Here is an 18108-nt window from a genome sequence, read left to right on the forward strand (position 1 = left end):
GTCGTGAAGGGCGGTCGCCTACGCGGCGAAAGGCTCCATGAGGCTTCAGCCGAACGATCGTCCTCATGGGCAATGGGTGAGGCCCGGGGACACTGTCCCCTTCACAACCACGCATGGTGTAACCGGCGTACGGCCACAGATGTTCCCGGCCCGTCACGACCTCCGGGGACGCTGACTGCGGCCCGCGGATCCCGCCGAAGACCGGTGACCGGGCGCCCGTCGCCGCCCATCATCTGCCGACCGGAAGACAAGCCGGGCGACGCGTCAGACTGAGACGTTACGCAGCCGATGCGCAAGGATCAGCACACGGTGATGACATCGGCGACGTCGTCCACGCCCGCGTCAGCAGGAGGAACGCGGCCGCGACCGGTTCCTGCGGACGGCACTCCGGGCGAGCCCGCTGTGTCGACGAATGCCTTGGTGGCGTCGGTGATGAAGTCGCGGCTGTCTGCGGGCTCGAGGGCCCGGGCCTGGAGGTGGGCGTGCATCACGCTGTAGTACTGCACGTCGGAGGGTTTCTCCAGGTAGAGGTCGCTGGTGAACCGTTCCAGGTGCACCACTCCTGTCTGGGCGCTGTCGGCGAACCCCAGGATGGAGAACTGTCCCGGCAGACCCGGGTGGGCGCCTGCCGTGTAGGGGAGGACCTGCACGCTGATATGCGGCTCTGTGCCGAGTGCCTTCAGGTGCTCCAGTTGTTCACGCATGATCTCAGGGCTGCCGACAACGCGGTGCAGTACCGATTCGTCCAGGACGACCCACAGGCGCAACGGGCGGCCCGGGTCGTAGATCCGGTGCTGCCGGCGCATCCGTACCTTGAGACGTGCGGCAGCCTGTTCGACGCTGATCTCGGGGAGGGCTTCCTCGATGACCGCCTGGGCGTACGCCGGGGTCTGCAGCAGGCCGGGGATCACCATGGGCTCGTAGGCGTGGAGGGAGGCGGCGTCTGTCTCCAGGCCGATGTAGACGCTGTTCGGGATGTCGCCGTAGGCATGCCACCAGCCACACTCGCCGGATTCCCTGGCCATCTCCATCAGCGAATCGATGACCTGGGGATCCGTCACTCCGTAGAGCACGCACAGGTCGCGCACATCGCGGGGGCTGATGGCGCGCTCGCCGCTTTCCAGACGGCTGATCTTGGGCTGGGAGACCATGAGCCACTCAGCGACTTCCCTGCCCTTCAGCCCACTGTCCATGCGCAGCCGCCGCAGCTCAGCCCCCAGACGGCGCCTCCTGATGGTGGGATTGTTCTTTGCCGCCACGCGCGATGCCTCCGGTTCCACGTCACTGTGATGGAACGCAGGTTGCCATGCGGTAGCCGCTGTTGATCACGGGCCATGCCGTCGTGATCGCAGGCAGCCGGAACGGACTCTTCCGTTGGCAATTGCCAACGTCCAGCGGTGCGGGAGCCCTCCCTGCAAAGCGGAGTCGGCGCTCACCACCACACCCTCGAACATGGCGCCGCCTTCCGGGAGTTCCGCCCGAGACGGAAGGGCTGGCCGCGGCCCAGGAAGCGATCGACGGCTGGGTGGACGCCTACAACCACCAGCGCCCGCACCAGGCCCTGAGCATGGCTACCCCGGTCAGTCTCTTCCGTCCCCATGCCGCCGTCCACGGCGGTGACCAGCACCCCGAACAGGTCGTTGCCGAACCGGAGTTGTCCATTGAGGTCGTCGAACCGCCGGTCCTGCCCCCGCAGGGCACCGCGATCGAGTTCGACGTGCGGGTGCCGCCCAGCGGCGAGATCACCCTGGTCACGGGCAGACAGCGAGTCGGCATCCACCAGGCACTGGCCGGCCGGACGCTGACGGTCTGGGCGAACCACCGCAGCGTCCACTTCCTCCTCGACGGGCACCTCGTCACCACGGTCCCGTCCCGGCTGCGGCCGGAGGACCTCGCCTACCTGACCATGCGCTACGGCGCCCGTCCGGCCGGTCCCGAGCCCGCACCCGCCGCCCTGCCCAGAGCCCGCAGCGGCCCGGCCATCCTCGCCGCCGGTGAACCCGTTGAGGTCGACCGCAAGGTCCATCGCGACGGGATCGTCTGCCTGGCCGGCGGCCGCTACCAGGTCGGATTCGCCCTCGCCAGCCGCACGATCACCCTCCGCCTCGACGGACACCTCATGCACGCCATCGCCGACAACGCCCTTATGGGAACGTGGCCCTGCCCCGTTCCGGCCGACCGTCTGGGACAGATCGACGGGGCACGAACGGCGACGTCCCCGCTGCCGCCTCCGCCCCTGCCTGCTGGTGCCATCCGGGCCCAGCGCAAGGTGCACGCGAGCGGCCGCTTCATGATCAACGGTCAGTTCATCAAGCTCGGCCCGCGGCATGCGGGAAAGATCGTCACCGTCGTCATCGAGGACACCCACTACCGGATCCTGCATGGGGAGGACGAACTCGCTGTCAGGCCCCGCAAGAGCCTCGGGCCGATCACCAGGCTCTACGTCAAAGGCATGGGCACCGAGAAGCGCCGTCAAGGATCTCCTGACGACAAACCGTCAAGGAAGTCCTGAGACCTCACACCGACACGATGATGACAGCCAGGAGCACCGCCAGGTTGATCGTCAGCACCATGAGAACCCCTCCCCGAACACACCTGGTTCAGATGTAGCGGGCACGGGCAGCGAGAGGCACCTCGAAGATAGTCACGTGGCAACAAAATGCAGTAGTTCGGCTCGATTCGCGGGGTTGCGCGGCCGCTCGTTCTGCCTCTCAGGCAGCGGGCGGGGCGATGCACTTCCGTTGGGAGCGAAACCAGTCTCAGCAGGGCTAGTCGTCGTCGACGTCGCTGCCGATCGCTCATCTGGCCCGGTGCCAGGCAGCAAAAACCTCGCGCAACTGGTCCAAGAGGCGGCGCGACGTGTCTGCCCGCAACGGCTGTCGTTGAACGGGCACCGCACACGGGTCCCCTACAGCCCGTCTGCGGGGCGAGGGCCCGGGCTGTTCTCTGGCTTCGGGCCCTCAGCTCACCCCAGGCCGCGAGAGCCTGACGAAGCGTGGAGCCGGCGAGGACCATTCGGACACCGATCACGCGGAGCGGCGCACAGAGGCCGGATAAGCCGCTGCGCGCCGCCAAACAGAACTCACCCGGTGACCAGCTCCACGGTCACCCGGAACATGGAATCAGTGGTGACCCCCCTGGCCGCCCTGGTGCTGACCGCCCTGACCGCCTTGACCGGGCTGGCCCTGACCGGCCTGGCCGCCCTGGTGCTGACCGCCCTGACCAGCCTGACCCTGGCCGCCACTCTGACCGCCCTGACCAGCCTGACCGCCCTGGCCCTGGCCGCCACTCTGACCGCCCTGGCCACCTTGCCCCTGGCCGCCCTGGCCACCTTGCCCCTGGCCGCCCTGGTGCTGACCGCCCTGACCAGCCTGACCGCCCTGACCCTGACCGTGGTGACCGTTCTGGCCCTGACCGCCCTGGCCACCTTGCCCCTGGCCGCCCTGGCCACCTTGCCCCTGGCCGCCCTGGTGCTGACCGCCCTGACCAGCCTGACCGCCCTGACCCTGACCGTGGTGACCGTTCTGGCCCTGACCGCCCTGGCCCTGACCGCCCTGACCGTGGTGACCGTTCTGGCCCTGGTGACCGCCGACCCGGGGAACCCCACCGTGGCCACCGCGGTGCACTCCGCCGTGGTCACGGTGGTGACGGCCACCGAAGTCGTTCCAGCGCCAGCCGTCACGGTCACGGAAGTGACGGCCGCTCCAGGAAACCTCGTCGACGAACCGGCCGCGGTCGTTGCGCAGCGTGGCGGTGTCGGAGCGGTTGTCCCAGACGTAGTTGCGGCGGTCCTGGTACACGTCCCGGTAGGTGTCGCGGCCGATACCCGTGTGCACACGGACCGTTGCGCGGCCGCCGAGGCGGTAGTGGTCGAAGGTGTAGGTGTGGCCGTCCTCGTCGGACAGGGTCCAGTCGTCCAGGTTCACGCTGTGGCGGGAGGTGTTGGTGACGTCGATCCACTCCCGGTTCAGGGAGTAGTTGGAGCGGTCGTCGAAGCCCGGGGAGTCGTACTGCACGCCACTGATCACCACACCCGACCGGTACGCGGCGGCCTGATGAGGGGTGGACTGTGCGGAGGCCGGCAGCGCGGCCGCGCCGAGCGCGGCGCCAGCGGCCAGAGCGGCGGCGGCGACGCGGGAGATCGAACGAGAAGACATGAACAGCGCTCCCCTTGAGGTGCAAGCCCACATCACGACCGACCTGAATGGCCGGAGGCGGGCGGTGTGCGGATCCCGGCTGATGCCGAGGACCCACAGCTTGGCCGCCCACCCGACTCAGCGGGAGATACGCCGTTTCATGTTGCTGTATACGGACATTTCCGTGACCCTCGCCTGCACCACCCAACGAACCCCCAGGCCGTAACCCCCGGTTCGCGGGCGAATGCACCCATCCTTTGATCATCACGCTGGAAGCGGTTTCCACCCGCCGCATACCTCACCGGATCGCCCACCCTCCTCCCGACAGAGCCACATCCGGCATGTAACACGCAAAAACTGATAAACAACGAACAATCAGCTGATAGCTCATCGTGTGTTCGCATTCACCTCACACCAGGCGCCTTCAGACAGCGAAGTGACCGCGGCCGTACCACCGGCGAGAAGCGCCTACCGCCGTACCCGGCTCGCCGGGGAACACGCAGCAGGGCACGTCCTGCCCCGTGGTTCTGGGACAGGGTGCAGCGGGCAGGTGAACAGCCATGAGGGGCCGGCTTCCCCTGTCCGGCGCCCGGCAGTGCGGAGGAAGGTGCGGTGGGCTGGCGATGATCGGTGATGGCTGAGCAACTCCTCGTGTCGATGGAGCCGGGTGAGGTGGGCCGGGCGCGACGGTGGGCCTGTGAGCAGGTGACAGGGTTCTCCTGGCCGACGCACTGGCGTCCAGATGACGCGGACGTTGCCCTGATGGTGTCGGAGCTGGTGTCCAACGCCCTGCAGCATGCGGGCGGCCAGGTGGGCCTGATGCTGGTGTTCGGCGCGCGCCGTCAGCGGATCATGGTCAGTGACAGCTCGCGTGAGCTGCCCGTGCGCCGGCCGCAGCCGGGAAGCGGATCTGGGCTGACGGTGGTGGACGGTCTGGCCGGGGCCTGGGGCATGGTCCCTTACCGCAGCGGCAAGCAGGTGTGGGCGGATCTCGCAGCAGCGGGTGCCACCCCGGCGCCCCTGCCCGCGGGACAGGAGCACGGCACGTCGGCCTCGAGGGGCACAGCGATGCCGTCGGTCACTGTGACGCGGCGAGTGTGGCGGCCGCCGCCACCGCGACGAGGACGAACAGAACCGGGGCCATGGCAGCTCCGCGAGTGGCGGTGTCGCCGTAGTCGCCCCACTTCACGTGATAACCGATTGCTGCGAGGAGCAGGACGGCCATCCCGACGGCAGCGGCGATGCCCAGCGGCTGCCACCAGATACCCGCCACGAGCCCCGCGGCGGCAGCGATCTCGGCGAGGCCGATGAGACGGACCTGCGCGGAACTGAGGCCCTTTGCGACGAGGCCGTCCGGGACGTCGCCCTTGAGCTGCGCCTTCGGAGCGCCCGCGGCGAGGCAGAGGAGAGCAAGGAGAACACTGAGGATTACAGCAGCGATGTACACGAGGGTGGGTCCTTGGATGGAGAGGGATGAGTATGAGAGGCCGCACCTGTCCGTCCTCGCGGCTGCCACGGGACAGGAGTTGTGGGGGACGACCCCGCAATGCGCGCCGACGCCGTCGTACGGTGGCGGCCGGGGCCGCGCCGGATGTGGCCGCGTCGGCCCTGGTGAAGGTTCTGTCAGTGATCGTGGACCGACGAGCCACGATCCGCCCGACCATGTGTCAGCCGTAAGAGTGGACGCGCGCCGTGACGCCGATGTTGCGCAGGGCTGCCTCGAGTGCGCCGAGGTCCAGCCCCGCAAGATGATCCAGGAAGTCGCGGCAGACTAGGCGAGGTTGCTCGGCCAGGCTTTCCGCAGCCGGCCGAGGCCCTCGTCGGTGAGGACGGCGTTCCAGCTGCGGGGGTCCTGCCGGGCCGCCGCGGCGTCGTCGAGCAGGCACGACTGGCGGACTCCCGCAGCGCTGTCCGCGCTGTCGGCCGGGAACCGCCGGTCGCGCCTGTGCAGCGTGTGCCCTGCCACGGCTTCAATGCCGTCGAGAGGCGGCCGCTGATGCGTGTACGTTATGCAGCGCGCAGCGGGGCGAGCGCCTCGCTCCAGGCCAGGACCTGGTCCAGCGTGGTGTGCAGGGCCTCGAGTTGGAAGTCGCCGGGCTTGAAGACGCTGAAGTTCTCGAAGTCGTGGAACAGCGAGAGTGAGACCTGCGAGCGCACGTCCGCCATCTGCAGCTCACCCGCGATCAGCCGCAGGTGTTCCACCGCGCGGGCGCCGCCGAGGCCGCCGTAGCCGACGAAGGCGACTGCCTTGTTGTTCCACTCCGCGTAGAGGTAGTCGATGGCGTTCTTCAGGGCGCCGGACGTCGAGTGGTTGTACTCGGGCGTCACCATGATGAAGCCGTCGAACGAGGCGATCTTGCTCGCCCACTCCTGCGTGTGCGGCTGGGAGTACTGGCCCAGCGACGGCGGAAGGGCCTCGTCGAGGTGCGGAAGCTTGTAGTCGAGGAGGTCGACCAGTTCAAACTCCGCGTCGGTCCGCTTCGAGGCGATGTCGTACACCCAGCGGGCGACGGCCTCGCCGTTGCGTCCGGGACGGGTGCTGCCGAGGATGATTCCGATCTTGGTCAACGTCAAAACCTCTCGTGAGGGTGGCCCCGTGGTCCGGTCGGGCGTGCATATAGCCCTGGCAACCGTGGGGGGATATAGTTGTTGCGACAAGCAAATTATCACAAGAGGTTGTTCCGTCAAGTAAGTGGACGCAGTCCATGGTGCGACGCTTCCGTCCACGGGCGGCGGAGTGGCTCCTCTCGGCTGCGGGTCATTCGAAGAGGCGAAAGACGTCACCGCCGCTACGAGAGAACGCAGCAGAGCCACGAAGCCGGGCCGTCCAGTCGGCCGAAGTATGTTCCACCGCACACACGCGAGGTATGCCCCCATGACACCGAAGCCCACCCCGCCCGCAGAGGCACCGCAACCGCTCACTCCCGACGAGGAAGCCGTCGTCCGGGCCCTACCCTCCCTCCTCTACGCCTTGCCACGCGCCATCGACGCCGACATGGCGCGAGAGCAGGGACTGTCCAACACGGAGTATCTGACCCTGATGTACCTGTCGGAGGCACCCGGTCGGCAGCTGCGCATGCATGAACTTGCTCGCGCCCTCGAGATGTCGCTCAGCGGCACATCCCGGATCGTGCACCGGCTGGAGAGCGAGGGCTACATCGAGCGGACGCAGTGCGACAAGGACCGCCGCAGCTGGCACGCTTCCCTGACCGATGCCGGTTTCACCCGCCTGGAAGAGGCCTGGCCCAGCAATCTGGCCGCGGTACGCCGGCACTTCCTCGACCACCTGAAGGACTTGGACCTCAAAAAGCTCGCGGCCGCCTTGCAAAACGTCGCCACCTGAGGCGCCGCCGCACGCGGCCACAGCGCGGTCGTGCCGGCACGCGGTAGCCCGGCGCACGCCCCTCGGCGCGGTCACCACCCCACGGTCGTGCGGAACGGCCGTCGAGTGTGACGCAAGGGACAGGTCCCAGGTACGTGCGGCGCCTCAGATTCCGATTATATTTGCTGCGCGTAGCAATTAAATTTGCTTTCCGCCGAGTGCGCGTCACCTCGCGGTGCTCCACCGAACCGATCGACTCGGGCGAGCCCGCTCGTCGCACGCCACGCCGCGCAGCCGCGTTCCGGAGCAGCGAGTTGTCGCGCAACCGACCCTGGGGAAGGAAACACATGACTCTCACCATCACCGACGTGCGGACCGGCCTCTCCCTGCCTGGTAGCGCTGTTGACGAGACGGGCTCCGGGCGGCACCGCGGCTTGCGTGCCGATGAGGACGGCTGGGTACCTGAAGGCGACCACGGCCGTCACCGCAGGCTGAGCCGCACCGGCTGCGTGCTGTTGGCGGACGCTCCCCATGGCCCCGGCCACGACGCCAACCGCCCGGCCGCCCGGGGCGAGAGCGCGAACCTCGGCTGGGAGCAGCGAGTCGCCGACGACCTGGCGGCTCTCGAGGCTCTGATAGCGCGAGAGAAGACCCTGCGCGACCGCGCGCAAGATCTCTGACGAGCGGTCGGCGCAGCACGCTCAGCTGAACACTCCGCCCCGCCGCCCGCCGAAAGCCTCTTCGCCGGGGCGACAACAGCGGACTCCACCACCGACACAGCAAACAGGACGTACAGGATGCACTTCGGAATCTTCAGCGTAGGAGACGTGGCAGTCGACCCGTCGTCGGGATACACGCCCACGGAACACGAACGGCTCAAGGCACTCGCGGAGTACGCGAAACTCGCCGAAGAAGTCGGTCTGGACGTCTTCGCCATCGGCGAGCACCACAACCGCCCCTTCGTTCCGTCGTCGCCCACCACACTGCTCGGCTACATCGCAGCACGGACGGAAAAGATCCTCCTGTCCACGTCGACCACACTGATCACCACCAACGACCCGGTCAAGATCGCCGAGGACTACGCGATGCTGCAGCATCTCGCGGACGGCCGGGTCGATTTGATGATGGGCCGGGGCAACACCGGACCGGTCTATCCCTGGTTCGGCAAGGACATCCGCGACGGCATAGCACTGGCCGTCGAGAACTACGCCCTGCTGCACCGGCTGTGGCGCGAGGACGTCGTCGACTGGGCCGGACGGTTCCGCACCCCGCTGCAGGGCTTCACCTCCACCCCGCGTCCACTGGACGGCATACCGCCGTTCGTCTGGCACGCTTCCATCCGCAGCCCGGAAATCGCAGAACAGGCCGCCTACTACGGCGACGGCTTCTTCCACAACAACCTCTTCTGGCCCAAGGAACACGTCCGGCAGCTGGTCGACCTCTACCGGAGCCGCTTCGAGCACTACGGACACGGCCGCGCCGACCAGGCCGTCGTCGGTCTGGCCGCGCACCTGTTCGTGCGGAAGAACTCGCAGGACGCCATACGCGAGTTCCGCCCCTACTTCGACGCCTCCTCCACCTATGGAAACGGTCCGTCCCTGGAGGACACCATGGCCCGCACCGCGATGGTGGTCGGAAGCCGGCAGGAGGTGATCGAGCGGGTACTGGCCTACCGCGAGCACGCGGGGGGCGACTACCAGCGCCAGCTGTTCAACGTGGACGGCATCGGCGTCCCGCGCAAGACCGTGCTCGAACAGATCGAGTTCCTGGGCGAGATCGTTCCCGTGCTGCGCAAGGAGTTCGCGGCGGGCCGCCCGCCCCACGTTCCGGACGCCCCCACGCACGCCTCTCTCATCGCGGCGCCGGAAGACTCCGTTCGAACCCAGGAAGGCTCGCGATGAAGCGCACCCTCGCCATCGTCTCGGCTGGACTGCGGCTGCCGTCCTCCACCCGCCTGCTGGCCGACCGTCTCGCCGATGCCGCCGGGGACGAACTGGAACGCCTTGGCTCACAGGTCGACATCCACGTCCTCGAAGCACGCGACTATGCACACGACCTGGTCAACCACCTGATGGCGGGCTACCCCTCGCCGGAACTGCAGCGCGCGTTCGACTCCGTCGCGGCAGCGGACGGCCTGATCGTTGTCACGCCGACCTTCAACGCGTCCTACAGCGGTCTGTTCAAAATGTTCTTCGACTGCATCGAAGACACCGCCCTAACAGACAAGCCGGTGCTGATCGCCGCCACCGGTGGCACCGCACGGCACTCACTCGTGCTGGAGCACGCACTGCGGCCTATGTTCACCTACCTGCACGCGGTGATCGTGCCCACCGCTGTGTACGCCGCGACGGAGGACTGGGGCGGCGGTGGCGACTCCCAGGGGTCGCTCCTGCGGCGCATAGCGCGAGCCGCTCGGGAGCTCGCCGTCGAGGTGCACCGCAGTCAGCCGCCGGCCCCCGTGGATCCGTATCACGACCCCGTACCGTTCGAGCGGTTGCTGGACGGCACGTGAAGCGGCCCGACGCCGGACGCGGACGGCGTCGAGCCGCCCGACCGGCGACGATCCCCAGGGAGGCGGGCCGGGCTCTCGGTCACCCCAGGGCAACGGATCTGTGCCGCCGTGTGGCTGACACACACAGTGACATTCCGCTCGCGACCCGCGCAGCGACGCCGGACCGTGGACCTGGCGTACCTACGCACCGCCGATTTCAAAAGCGGCTGACGGCCGCCGCGTTCTCACAAGTTTCTTATGGAAACTGCGCCGGCAGCGAAAGCGCATCTTCGTCATCCCAAGGAGGGACCCACATGAGCACCCACGAGCAGTTCACCGTCGAGGAGACATCCGTATGCCGACAACCTGTACCGGCTGGCAAAGGTTCCCGTCGTCACCATCAGTGAGATCAACGGCCGCGCCCGCAGTGCCGGCAGCGAGTTCGTCCTGGCGACGGACATCCGCTTCGCCGGACCGACCGCCATTCTCGGACAGTTCGAAGTAGGCGTCGGATCGGTTCCCGGAGGAAACCCCAGCGGCCGACTGCCCCACCTGGCGGGCCGCGGACGCGCCCTCGAAATCCTGCTGGGCGCCGACGACTTCCCGGCCGACCTGGCGGCGAAGTACGGCTATGTCAACCGCGTCGTCGCGAAAGGCGAACTGGAACAGTTCGTCGACGCCTTCGCCCGTCGCATCGCGAGCTTCGACAAGACGGCCGTCTCTCGGACCAAGGCGTTGGTCGACGCCGAGTCCCTGCCGACGGCCGAGTCCTATGGTGCCAGCCTCCAGGCCTACTTCCAGTCCGCCGGGCGCCCGGAGAACGCCCACCGCGTACAGTCCCTGTTCGACCGCGGACTCCAGCGCCCCGACGGCGTGGAACTCGACCTCGGCCGCCGTGTAGCCGAGTAGTCGAGGACACAGGCTGGCCTGCCTCATCGGCCGCCGACGGAGCTGCTGCTTCAAGACCCGCCGGGGTGGGCGCGGGTTGTGTCTTGGTTGGCGTAGTTAAATATCTCGCTGGAGACGTGGGCGCATCACCATGACCGTTGGGTGTGGTCTGGCTCTGCTGCGGTGCTTTCCGGTCACTGCCTGCACGGGCGGAGCAGTCCGTGGAGGACGAGGCTGGAAAGTGTGTCGGCCATGCTTTTTCTGTCCTGTTTTGCCGCTGGTGCGGCGGCGGGGTTCAGGCGGTCGGCGACGGGGTCTTGTGCGAGGGCCAGCGCTGGCCCGGTGATGGCTGTGTACAGGACGTGCGGTGGCACTTGTGGGATGCGACCGGCGGCGATGAGGCTGTTGATGGTCGGCTCGATGCTGTCCCAGAACGGCTTGATGAACCGTTCGTGCAGATAGTCCAGGCGGTCGGAGTCGCGAGTGGACTCATCCGCCAGCAGGCGGTTCATCGCTGAGGCGTTCGCTGATCGCCTATAGAGCTGAATGATCACGCCTCTGAGGCGTTCGTCGTCGTCGCGGGACTCCGCCAGCCGATGATCGAACTCGTTCTGGTCGTCCAGCAGTGCGAAGTCCACGACTGCACGCCAGAAGTCACCTTTCGACCCATAGCGGTCGTTGATGAAGTTGTGGCTGACCTCGAGGCGCCGCGCCAGCTCCCGCACGGTGGTCGCGGCGTATCCGAGCTCCGCGAACGTCTCGAGCCCGCGCCGAAGGATCTCGCTCTCGTCCAGTCGCGCCGGGGCGTACTTGCTCCGCGTCGGCGACCTTGCCGCCCTTCGGTTTCCGTCGGTCACTTTCTCACCATCCATTCGCAGCGGCCTGCCCGACGTCGAGGTTTGATCACGGCCCCGCCGCATCCCCTCACGGTCGTCCCCTCGATCAGTCCAGACACCACAGCGTGCGCGGCGGGCTCTGCCTGCCGATCGCGGGCCCCTGCGGAGAAGCGTAAACGACTCGCTTGACGGTTGTCAGACGAGGGAGCATGCTTGACGCGTCAAGCAAATACCGGTGCTGACAGTCACCGGCCTATTTCTCAGGGGTGCTCCATGACCAGCAAGAAGGACCGCGCAGCCGCCATGCTTCCCACCGCGGCCGCACGGCGACGCAGGGTCACCGGCGTGGTGACCGGTCTCGCTCTCGCTGCTGCTCTGACCGCCACAGCCGTCCCGGCCATGGCGCAGAGCCAGGACTCGAACAAGGCCTCTTCAGGGCACTCGGCGCAGCACCACTACCTGTCGCCACTGCAGGTCACCTCGGCCTACTACGCCAGCTACAACGGGAACCTGGCCGCCGGCTTCGACCGCTACATCTCCAAGGACCTGGTCCTCCACGGGTTCAACGGACCTGAGCAGCGCGAGGACTGGATCAAGGGCGATCTCAACATCAAGGCCGGGCTCAAGGGCTTCAAGATGACCGTCCTCGACCAGCTCGTCGAAGGCGACAAGGTCGTCACCCGCTGGAGCTTCGAAGGTGTCCACACCGGGACCGTCTTCGGGATTCCCGCTTCCGGCCGCAACGTCACGCTCAGCGGCATCTCCATCGACCGCGTGATACACGGCCAGTCCGTCGAGCACTGGTCCGAAGGCAACTTCGGCAGGTTCCTCGACGAGCTCCGCGGCGTGTCCGATCCCGGCTCCGCCACCCCTAGCACCAAGTAGCGCTGCGAGGGCGGCCCGGCCGTGGCTGAGGGCTCTGGCCAGGGCCGGGCCGCCCCGCGCATTCCAAGCCGCATTGCGCAACGTACTACGCCTATCCACCGGACAGGCCGCGAATCAGGAGAAAGTGTCATGGGAATCCTCGACGAGAAGGTAGTGCTCATCACCGGCACCGGCGGAGGTATGGGGCGTGTCGCCGCCCTGATCTTCGCCCGGGAAGGCGCGAAGATCGTCGGCGTCGACATCCAGGTTGACGGCAACGCGGAGACAGCCGACCTCGTACGTCGGGCCGGCGGCGAGATGACGAGCATCGCGCCGCTCGATCTGACCGACCCGGACCAGGTGCATCAGATGGCCGAGGACGCCGCCAGGGCTTACGGCGGCCTCGATGTCGTCTACAACAACGCGGCCATGATGCGCTTCGGCCCCATGCCCGACTTCTCGACCGAAGACTGGCGTGTGACGGTAGCCGGCGAACTCGACATCCCGTTCTTCGTGTCGAAGTACACGTGGCCACACCTCGTACGCCGCGGTGGCGGAGTCATCATCAACGTCGCGTCGGAGGCAGGCCTGATCGCAGGCTCTACTCCCCCGATGATCGCCCACACCGCGGCCAACGCAGGCGTCATCGGAATGACACGACAGCTCGCACTCGAGGGCGCCCCCCACAAAATCCGCGCCGTGGCGATCAGTCCGGGCCCGGTTCTGACCCCCGCCAGCGACCGTGACCTCGGTGACAACCAGGCCATGCGGGACGCCGTCACCAGCAAGGTTCTCCTCAAGCGCTTCGCGCAGCCCGAGGAAATCGTCGAACTTGCCGCCTTCCTCGCCTCCGACCGGGCGTCCTTCATCACCGGCGCCAACTACCCGGTCGACGGCGGAGCAAGCGCCTGGTAACCCCGGCCAAAGCAATACCAAGCTGCTGCCCGCCCGGACGAACTGGAACTGGAGGACGATGGGCCCGCCGACAGCGCGCCAAATAGGCTGGAGGGGTGAGACCGAGTTGACTCGGTCTCACCCCTCCAGCCTATTTGGCGCGCTCGACCCGAACCATGGCCTGCGGCTCAGTCAGACCAGGTATCCGTCTTTGATGTCGCCCTCATCGCGGAACCCATCATGAGGTGCACCACATCAGACGGCCGCCTGTCGGCGCTTTCCTTTACCGGCCAAAGCGCCCTGCCCCTGGTATCGGCCCGTGCGCGCCGGACCACACGGCGACAGAGCTGACCTGACCTAGAAAAGCGGATTCGGCTTCCGGGAGCCCATGGAAGCACTACTCACCCCCGCGGCAACTTGCCGGATGCCAGCTGACGAAGTCGGCCATGCCCGGCCCACACCGCCCGCCCGTGATTGGCCCCACCGGTCAACTCGGCAGCGAGTGGGAGTTCGTCGATCCGTACCTGCCGATCGGCGAGTATGGCCCGTACCCCGAGCGTCTGCGACAGCAGTTCGAGGGCGTGATCTGGCGGTTCAAGACGGGAGGCCGCCCCTGGAGCGTCCGAGGAGTCGAAGAACGGACGGCCGCCGAGCGGCGGGAACGGGAGAGGGCGGACCTGATGGAGCAGGATGATCCCTGGGGCGACATGGGCGAGTTCACCCAGGAGCCCTCGCTGTAAGAAGCGCTTCCTCCCGGGCGCGAACGCCCGGGGTTCCGCGCTAGATCATGCTGAATTCCAGGCTGGACTCGCGGCGCCCCCCTCCGCGAACAGGCGATGACGCGCTGTCCCGGCGATCCGTTGCGCTCGTGTCGTCTCAAGCCAGCAGGTCGGCAGCCGCGGTGCGCAGCAGGCGGACAAGGTCTGGTGTGTCAGCCATGGGGTGGTGCGCGTACAGGAGGTTGCTGGCGAGCATGGCGCGCTGCGCGGTCGTGCCCTGTTGGAAGCCCGGCGAGGTGGCCAGTTGCGCTGCCCAGGCCGGGATGGCGGCCTGCCACTGGGCCCGCTGCCGCTGGAGGAGGATTTCGGCCCGCTTCGCCCGTGCGTTGGCAAGGGCGCACTGGATGTCATGCGAGTGAATCGGGCAGTCGGGGCCGAACATGCTGCGGGCGAGATGCCCGCCCCTGCTGTCCTGGTCTTGGGGTGTTTCGACCGCCATGAACTGATCGTCGTCGACCAGGGCTTGGTAGAGATGCTGGCCCCACTGCTTGAGGTGCGGGAATCGGGTCTGCTCCTCCCGCGCGCCCCTCACACGCATCTCCCAGTCGTCCAGGCACTCGTCCAGTTCCTGGGCCCAGTCGGCGCTCACCTGGTAGTGGTGCACCACGTCACCGGAGCGGAAGGTGGCGGTGAAGCCGCTCAGTTCGCCATCGCGCTGGGCTGCTTCGGCCCGCACCCGCTCCAGGCCCCGCAGCCGGGGATGCTTCAGGTCTTCTGCCCCGTCAAGGCGCTTTGACCAGCCGCCTTGGTATCGCTCGAGGCGTACGCTGTCCGGCACGTCGGCAGCGACTGCCTGCAGGAAGGCTTCCCGGTCGCTCCAGCCGACGATCGAGGTGCGAGCGCCGCCGTCCGGGGCCGTGACCGGCCGACCCGGGCGGGGGTGCGGGATGGTGTCGATGCAGGGCCGGTCGCGGCCTGGATGCGTGGTCGTCAGATCGTCCACCAGGCCCTCAAGCCCGGCCAGCAGTAGTTCGAGCTTTTCTGCCGGCGGCCGTTGGTCCTCGAGCCACTGCCGGGCGTGGTCGCTCGCGCGGACCTGCACGCTGAAACTGTCGCCGCTGCCCTGGAAGTCGGAGGCCGGGATGCATCCGTAGTCGGCGAGTTCTTCGGTGGCCGCCTTGATAACCTGGGCATCCCGGTCGGCCGGCGAGCCGGCAGGCATCGTGGCGGGTACAGAGAAGCTCAGTGTGTCCACGTAAGCGGCGTTGCCCGGCAAGCCCAGATCGTCGTACAGCTCGATGGAGTACTCCCCCGCGCCGACATGGGTGATGTAGGCGCTCACCCATCCGTAGACGCCGCGAGCGTTCTCGCCGTCGTCTTCGTCTTTCCCTTCGCCGTCGCACCCCTCGTCCGCTTCTGCGTCGCCGTCCTGCCCTTCGTACAAGGGACCCTCCACGGAGTCCTTCGCCCACTGCTTGAAGGCCTCGTCCGCATCGCCGCCCGCGGCCTGCAGATAGTGGTTGAGGTCGGGCAGATCGTGAAAGGCGGCGGCGGAGGCGAAGCCCACGGCGTCGCGGGCATGAGCTCCGACGATGTCAGGATCGATGCCTGCATTCACCAGCGTGTCGGCCTCCTCGCGGCTGCACCCCGCCTGAAGGAACCGCTCCCTGGCCGCTTCCTCGTCGTACACGTACACCGTCTCCTTGCCTGGTGCGCGGCCTGGGGGTGGTCGCACGAACCGGTTTCCGCCCGGCAGGCAGGCTGCCTGACGCGTGCCCGAGGCGCCGGCAGGGCTCAGTGTCTGCGCGCAAGCGACGGCGGACAGGAACACGAGCCGCAGCGGCTTCTTCCGTTGCCACTCCTTCTTCCTCGAGGTCCCCCGGTTCTTCGGGACTTTGGTCCGGCAGGACGTCAGGGGTGTTCCCCACGGCATCCTCCTCTTGGTGCTGACCGGCACCACACAGCAGAAGGGAACCGGACGGGAACACAGATTATCCATGTCGCCTACACATAATCGACACTCATGCCACAACCGTGATCTTGCCTGACAGACAATCAAGAGGACATCGCACACGTCGAAGCCCCACCCTCCCCCCGGCCGTACTCCGTCAACACCGGGAGGCCCCGCAGCGCCCTCGTCCAGCGGCGCCGGTCACCGCCGCTTCAGTGAGACGCATGCCAGGTCACGATCGGAGGACATCACTCATGAGGAACAACGGCACCGGGCGGCGATGCCGCTGCCGGGCCGGTCCTGGATAGCGGTGACGGTCACGGGGATGCCGAGCACGACAGTGGCGAACGGCAGGGCCAGGCGGGCCTCGATGACTGCCTGGAAGGCGGCGAGCTGTTCGTGCGTCCACTATCCGACTGGCCCGAGAGGTGCGGAACCCCACGCCATGCCCCAGCAGCCACCAGCCCAACCGGCGCCCTCAGCGCACGTGGCAGCCGCCGAGGCCGCTTCTTCTGCGGCAAGGGAGGCGGCGGATAGCAGCAGCCCGGCTTCCCGCTCGCCGCGGTCGGACAAGACGGTGCCCAAACGCTCCATCGCGTCCCGCGAAGTGGTACAGCAATGCGGAGTTCACGACTGTGCAGGTCAACAGGGCGGCGCAGCCACCTCCGTGCCGGATCGTGCTGCTGACGGCTGCGGGCAGCACGGACAGCCTGGACGCGGGCCGACAGGCGTCTTCCGCCACGATCCTGAGCGGAGCCACGCGGTCCGTATGACCACACCACTCGGCGAGGGGTCCCCCTTCGGCCGCCACGGCATGTCCGGCAGACGCTGGCTGGGATGGCCTCAATGGCTCGCGCGGCGAGCTGCTGTATAGCCGCGGTCCATAGGCGGCAGTCAGTTAGCCCACCTGGCGGGTTGCGGCTGTGCCGATCAGCGGTCCGGGCGGTCTCCTGTGCTTCCATCGCGCCAGGAGGCATAGGACATGGATAACGAGCGACAGCAGGACACCCGCTCCCGGCGCCGCGTACTGGCTGCGGCAGCCCTTGCGCCCGTACTCGCCGGTGTGCCTGCCGCGGCCCGCGCCCTGTCCCCCGGACCGCAGGACCGCACCCTGGTCGAACCGGTGATGACCAAGCTGGCGGATTGGGCGGACGTGGGCGAGGCTCTCGGCCGACCCGGTGACATAAGGCGGTTCATGTACCACACGGGCTTGCCGCGCCGGGACCTCACAGTCTTCTCCCGCGGCATCCGGATCAACCCCGCGCTCGTCCTGGGCTCGCACGTGTCCTTCGTCCGGTACGCGGACCACAGCACGCTTTTGATGGGCGACGCCGTGGTCACCGAGCGGGAACTGCAGCACTTCAGTGACGTCCTGCAGGAGCACGGGATCATGCAGACCGCCATCCACAAGCACCTGCTCGCCCACGAGCCGGATGTCTGGTGGGTTCATCTGCATGCCCACGGCCATGATCCGGTCACCGTCGCCCGCGGTCTGCGCGCCGCATTCGACTGCACTGGCACTCCGCCCGCCGAACCCACCACCACCTCCTCGCCGCCCGTCGACCTGGACACCGCCGCGATCGACGCCGCCCTGGGTGTCAAGGGCGCCACCGACGGCGAGATCTACAGGTGCACCTATGTCCGCCGCGAGACCGTCGCCGACGGCCCTGTGATTTTGCCTCCGGGACTGGGTGCCACCACCTCCGTCAGCTTCCAGCCGCTCGGCGGTGGAAGGGCCGCCCTCAGCGGTGACCTGGTCATGATCGCCAAGGAGGTCCAGCCCGTCCTCGTGGCCCTGCGGCGCGGTGGCGTCGAACTCGTCGAGGTGCACCATCACAACCTCACCGACGAACCACGCCTGTTCTTCGTCCACTACTGGGCCGTCGGTGTTGCCGTCAGCCTCGCCAAGGCCATTCGCCGGGCCGTGGACACCACCAACGTCGTGCCCATGCCCGGGGGAGCCGCCTGATGCGGACACGAGACAAACATCTGCCCGTTCGACTTCAG

General features: G+C 67.7%; 16 protein-coding genes and 1 pseudogene. 10 read left to right on the forward strand and 7 right to left on the reverse strand.

Annotated elements, in window-relative coordinates:
* Positions 1-299: 299 nt before the first annotated feature.
* Positions 300-1259: a helix-turn-helix domain-containing protein gene (locus tag OHB41_RS48615; RefSeq protein WP_266708653.1), complete on the reverse strand. Its 960-nt coding sequence runs from the start codon at positions 1257-1259 to the stop codon at positions 300-302.
* A 233-nt stretch (positions 1260-1492) separates the two neighbouring features.
* Here OHB41_RS48615 and OHB41_RS48620 point away from each other — a divergent pair.
* Positions 1493-1597: pseudogene (locus OHB41_RS48620) on the forward strand (integrase core domain-containing protein); the annotation flags it as partial.
* Between the two features lie 1525 nt (positions 1598-3122).
* Here the strand turns inward: OHB41_RS48620 and OHB41_RS52890 are convergent.
* The 4 genes from OHB41_RS52890 to OHB41_RS48640 form a co-directional block, all read right to left on the reverse strand.
* The gene (locus tag OHB41_RS52890) at positions 3123-4190 is read right to left on the reverse strand and encodes a lamin tail domain-containing protein (protein WP_526025117.1); all 1068 of its coding nucleotides are present in this window, start codon (positions 4188-4190) and stop codon (positions 3123-3125) included.
* A gap of 1024 nt (positions 4191-5214) precedes the next feature.
* Positions 5215-5583: a DoxX family protein gene (locus OHB41_RS48630; RefSeq protein ID WP_266708655.1), complete on the reverse strand. Its 369-nt coding sequence runs from the start codon at positions 5581-5583 to the stop codon at positions 5215-5217.
* Positions 5584-5907: 324 nt separating this feature from the next.
* Positions 5908-6102 carry a hypothetical protein gene (locus OHB41_RS48635; RefSeq protein WP_266708657.1) on the reverse strand — a complete coding sequence of 65 codons (195 nt, stop codon included), beginning with the start codon at positions 6100-6102 and terminating at the stop codon, positions 5908-5910.
* A 41-nt stretch (positions 6103-6143) separates the two neighbouring features.
* Positions 6144-6704 (reverse strand): NADPH-dependent FMN reductase, encoded by a 561-nt coding sequence (locus tag OHB41_RS48640; protein ID WP_266708659.1) that lies wholly within the window; start codon positions 6702-6704, stop codon positions 6144-6146.
* Between the two features lie 307 nt (positions 6705-7011).
* On the opposite strand from OHB41_RS48640, the gene OHB41_RS48645 reads away from it, so the two are divergent.
* From OHB41_RS48645 to OHB41_RS48665, 5 genes are all read left to right on the forward strand, one after another.
* Positions 7012-7479 (forward strand): MarR family winged helix-turn-helix transcriptional regulator, encoded by a 468-nt coding sequence (locus OHB41_RS48645; RefSeq protein WP_266708661.1) that lies wholly within the window; start codon positions 7012-7014, stop codon positions 7477-7479.
* A gap of 326 nt (positions 7480-7805) precedes the next feature.
* The gene (locus OHB41_RS48650; protein WP_266708663.1) at positions 7806-8138 is read left to right on the forward strand and encodes a hypothetical protein; all 333 of its coding nucleotides are present in this window, start codon (positions 7806-7808) and stop codon (positions 8136-8138) included.
* A 117-nt stretch (positions 8139-8255) separates the two neighbouring features.
* Positions 8256-9359: a CE1758 family FMN-dependent luciferase-like monooxygenase gene (locus tag OHB41_RS48655; RefSeq protein ID WP_266708665.1), complete on the forward strand. Its 1104-nt coding sequence runs from the start codon at positions 8256-8258 to the stop codon at positions 9357-9359.
* Positions 9356-9970, forward strand: coding sequence for an FMN reductase (locus OHB41_RS48660; RefSeq protein WP_266708667.1), 615 nt, complete (start codon positions 9356-9358; stop codon positions 9968-9970). The genes OHB41_RS48655 and OHB41_RS48660 overlap by 4 nt, the downstream gene beginning before the upstream one ends.
* Before the next feature lie 378 nt (positions 9971-10348).
* On the forward strand, positions 10349-10858 hold the full coding sequence (locus tag OHB41_RS48665) for an enoyl-CoA hydratase/isomerase family protein (RefSeq protein WP_266708852.1): 510 nt from the start codon (positions 10349-10351) through the stop codon (positions 10856-10858).
* A gap of 173 nt (positions 10859-11031) precedes the next feature.
* Here OHB41_RS48665 and OHB41_RS48670 read toward each other — a convergent pair whose 3' ends face one another.
* Complete coding sequence (locus tag OHB41_RS48670; RefSeq protein ID WP_266708669.1) at positions 11032-11694, reverse strand: TetR/AcrR family transcriptional regulator; 663 nt, start codon at positions 11692-11694, stop codon at positions 11032-11034.
* Between the two features lie 252 nt (positions 11695-11946).
* Here OHB41_RS48670 and OHB41_RS48675 point away from each other — a divergent pair, with 252 nt between their 5' ends.
* The 3 genes from OHB41_RS48675 (at position 11947) to OHB41_RS48685 (ending at position 14171) form a co-directional block, all read left to right on the forward strand.
* Positions 11947-12558 carry an ester cyclase gene (locus tag OHB41_RS48675; protein ID WP_266708671.1) on the forward strand — a complete coding sequence of 204 codons (612 nt, stop codon included), beginning with the start codon at positions 11947-11949 and terminating at the stop codon, positions 12556-12558.
* Positions 12559-12687: 129 nt separating this feature from the next.
* Positions 12688-13452, forward strand: coding sequence for an SDR family NAD(P)-dependent oxidoreductase (locus tag OHB41_RS48680; RefSeq protein ID WP_266708673.1), 765 nt, complete (start codon positions 12688-12690; stop codon positions 13450-13452).
* 449 nt (positions 13453-13901) lie between these two features.
* Complete coding sequence (locus OHB41_RS48685) at positions 13902-14171, forward strand: hypothetical protein (RefSeq protein ID WP_266708866.1); 270 nt, start codon at positions 13902-13904, stop codon at positions 14169-14171.
* 136 nt (positions 14172-14307) lie between these two features.
* Here OHB41_RS48685 and OHB41_RS48690 read toward each other — a convergent pair whose 3' ends face one another.
* Positions 14308-15840: a hypothetical protein gene (locus OHB41_RS48690; RefSeq protein WP_266708675.1), complete on the reverse strand. Its 1533-nt coding sequence runs from the start codon at positions 15838-15840 to the stop codon at positions 14308-14310.
* Positions 15841-17083: 1243 nt separating this feature from the next.
* Here OHB41_RS48690 and OHB41_RS48695 point away from each other — a divergent pair.
* The gene (locus OHB41_RS48695; protein ID WP_266708677.1) at positions 17084-18070 is read left to right on the forward strand and encodes a DUF1259 domain-containing protein; all 987 of its coding nucleotides are present in this window, start codon (positions 17084-17086) and stop codon (positions 18068-18070) included.
* Positions 18071-18108 lie beyond the last annotated feature (38 nt).

Origin of the sequence: Streptomyces sp. NBC_01571 (genome assembly GCF_026339875.1) — a bacterium.
Taxonomy (GTDB): domain Bacteria; phylum Actinomycetota; class Actinomycetes; order Streptomycetales; family Streptomycetaceae; genus Streptomyces.

Bases quoted from the DNA above. Each gene is read 5' to 3' on its own strand.
- OHB41_RS48650 (WP_266708663.1), top strand. From the start codon at position 7,806: ATGACTCTCACCATCACCGACGTGCGGACCGGCCTCTCCCTGCCTGGT.
- OHB41_RS48680 (WP_266708673.1), top strand. From the start codon at position 12,688: ATGGGAATCCTCGACGAGAAGGTAGTGCTCATCACCGGCACCGGCGGA.
- OHB41_RS48660 (WP_266708667.1), top strand. From the start codon at position 9,356: ATGAAGCGCACCCTCGCCATCGTCTCGGCTGGACTGCGGCTGCCGTCC.
- OHB41_RS48655 (WP_266708665.1), top strand. From the start codon at position 8,256: ATGCACTTCGGAATCTTCAGCGTAGGAGACGTGGCAGTCGACCCGTCG.
- OHB41_RS48695 (WP_266708677.1), top strand. From the start codon at position 17,084: ATGGATAACGAGCGACAGCAGGACACCCGCTCCCGGCGCCGCGTACTG.
- OHB41_RS48675 (WP_266708671.1), top strand. From the start codon at position 11,947: ATGACCAGCAAGAAGGACCGCGCAGCCGCCATGCTTCCCACCGCGGCC.
- OHB41_RS48645 (WP_266708661.1), top strand. From the start codon at position 7,012: ATGACACCGAAGCCCACCCCGCCCGCAGAGGCACCGCAACCGCTCACT.
- OHB41_RS52890 (WP_526025117.1), bottom strand. From the start codon at position 4,190: ATGTGGGCTTGCACCTCAAGGGGAGCGCTGTTCATGTCTTCTCGTTCG.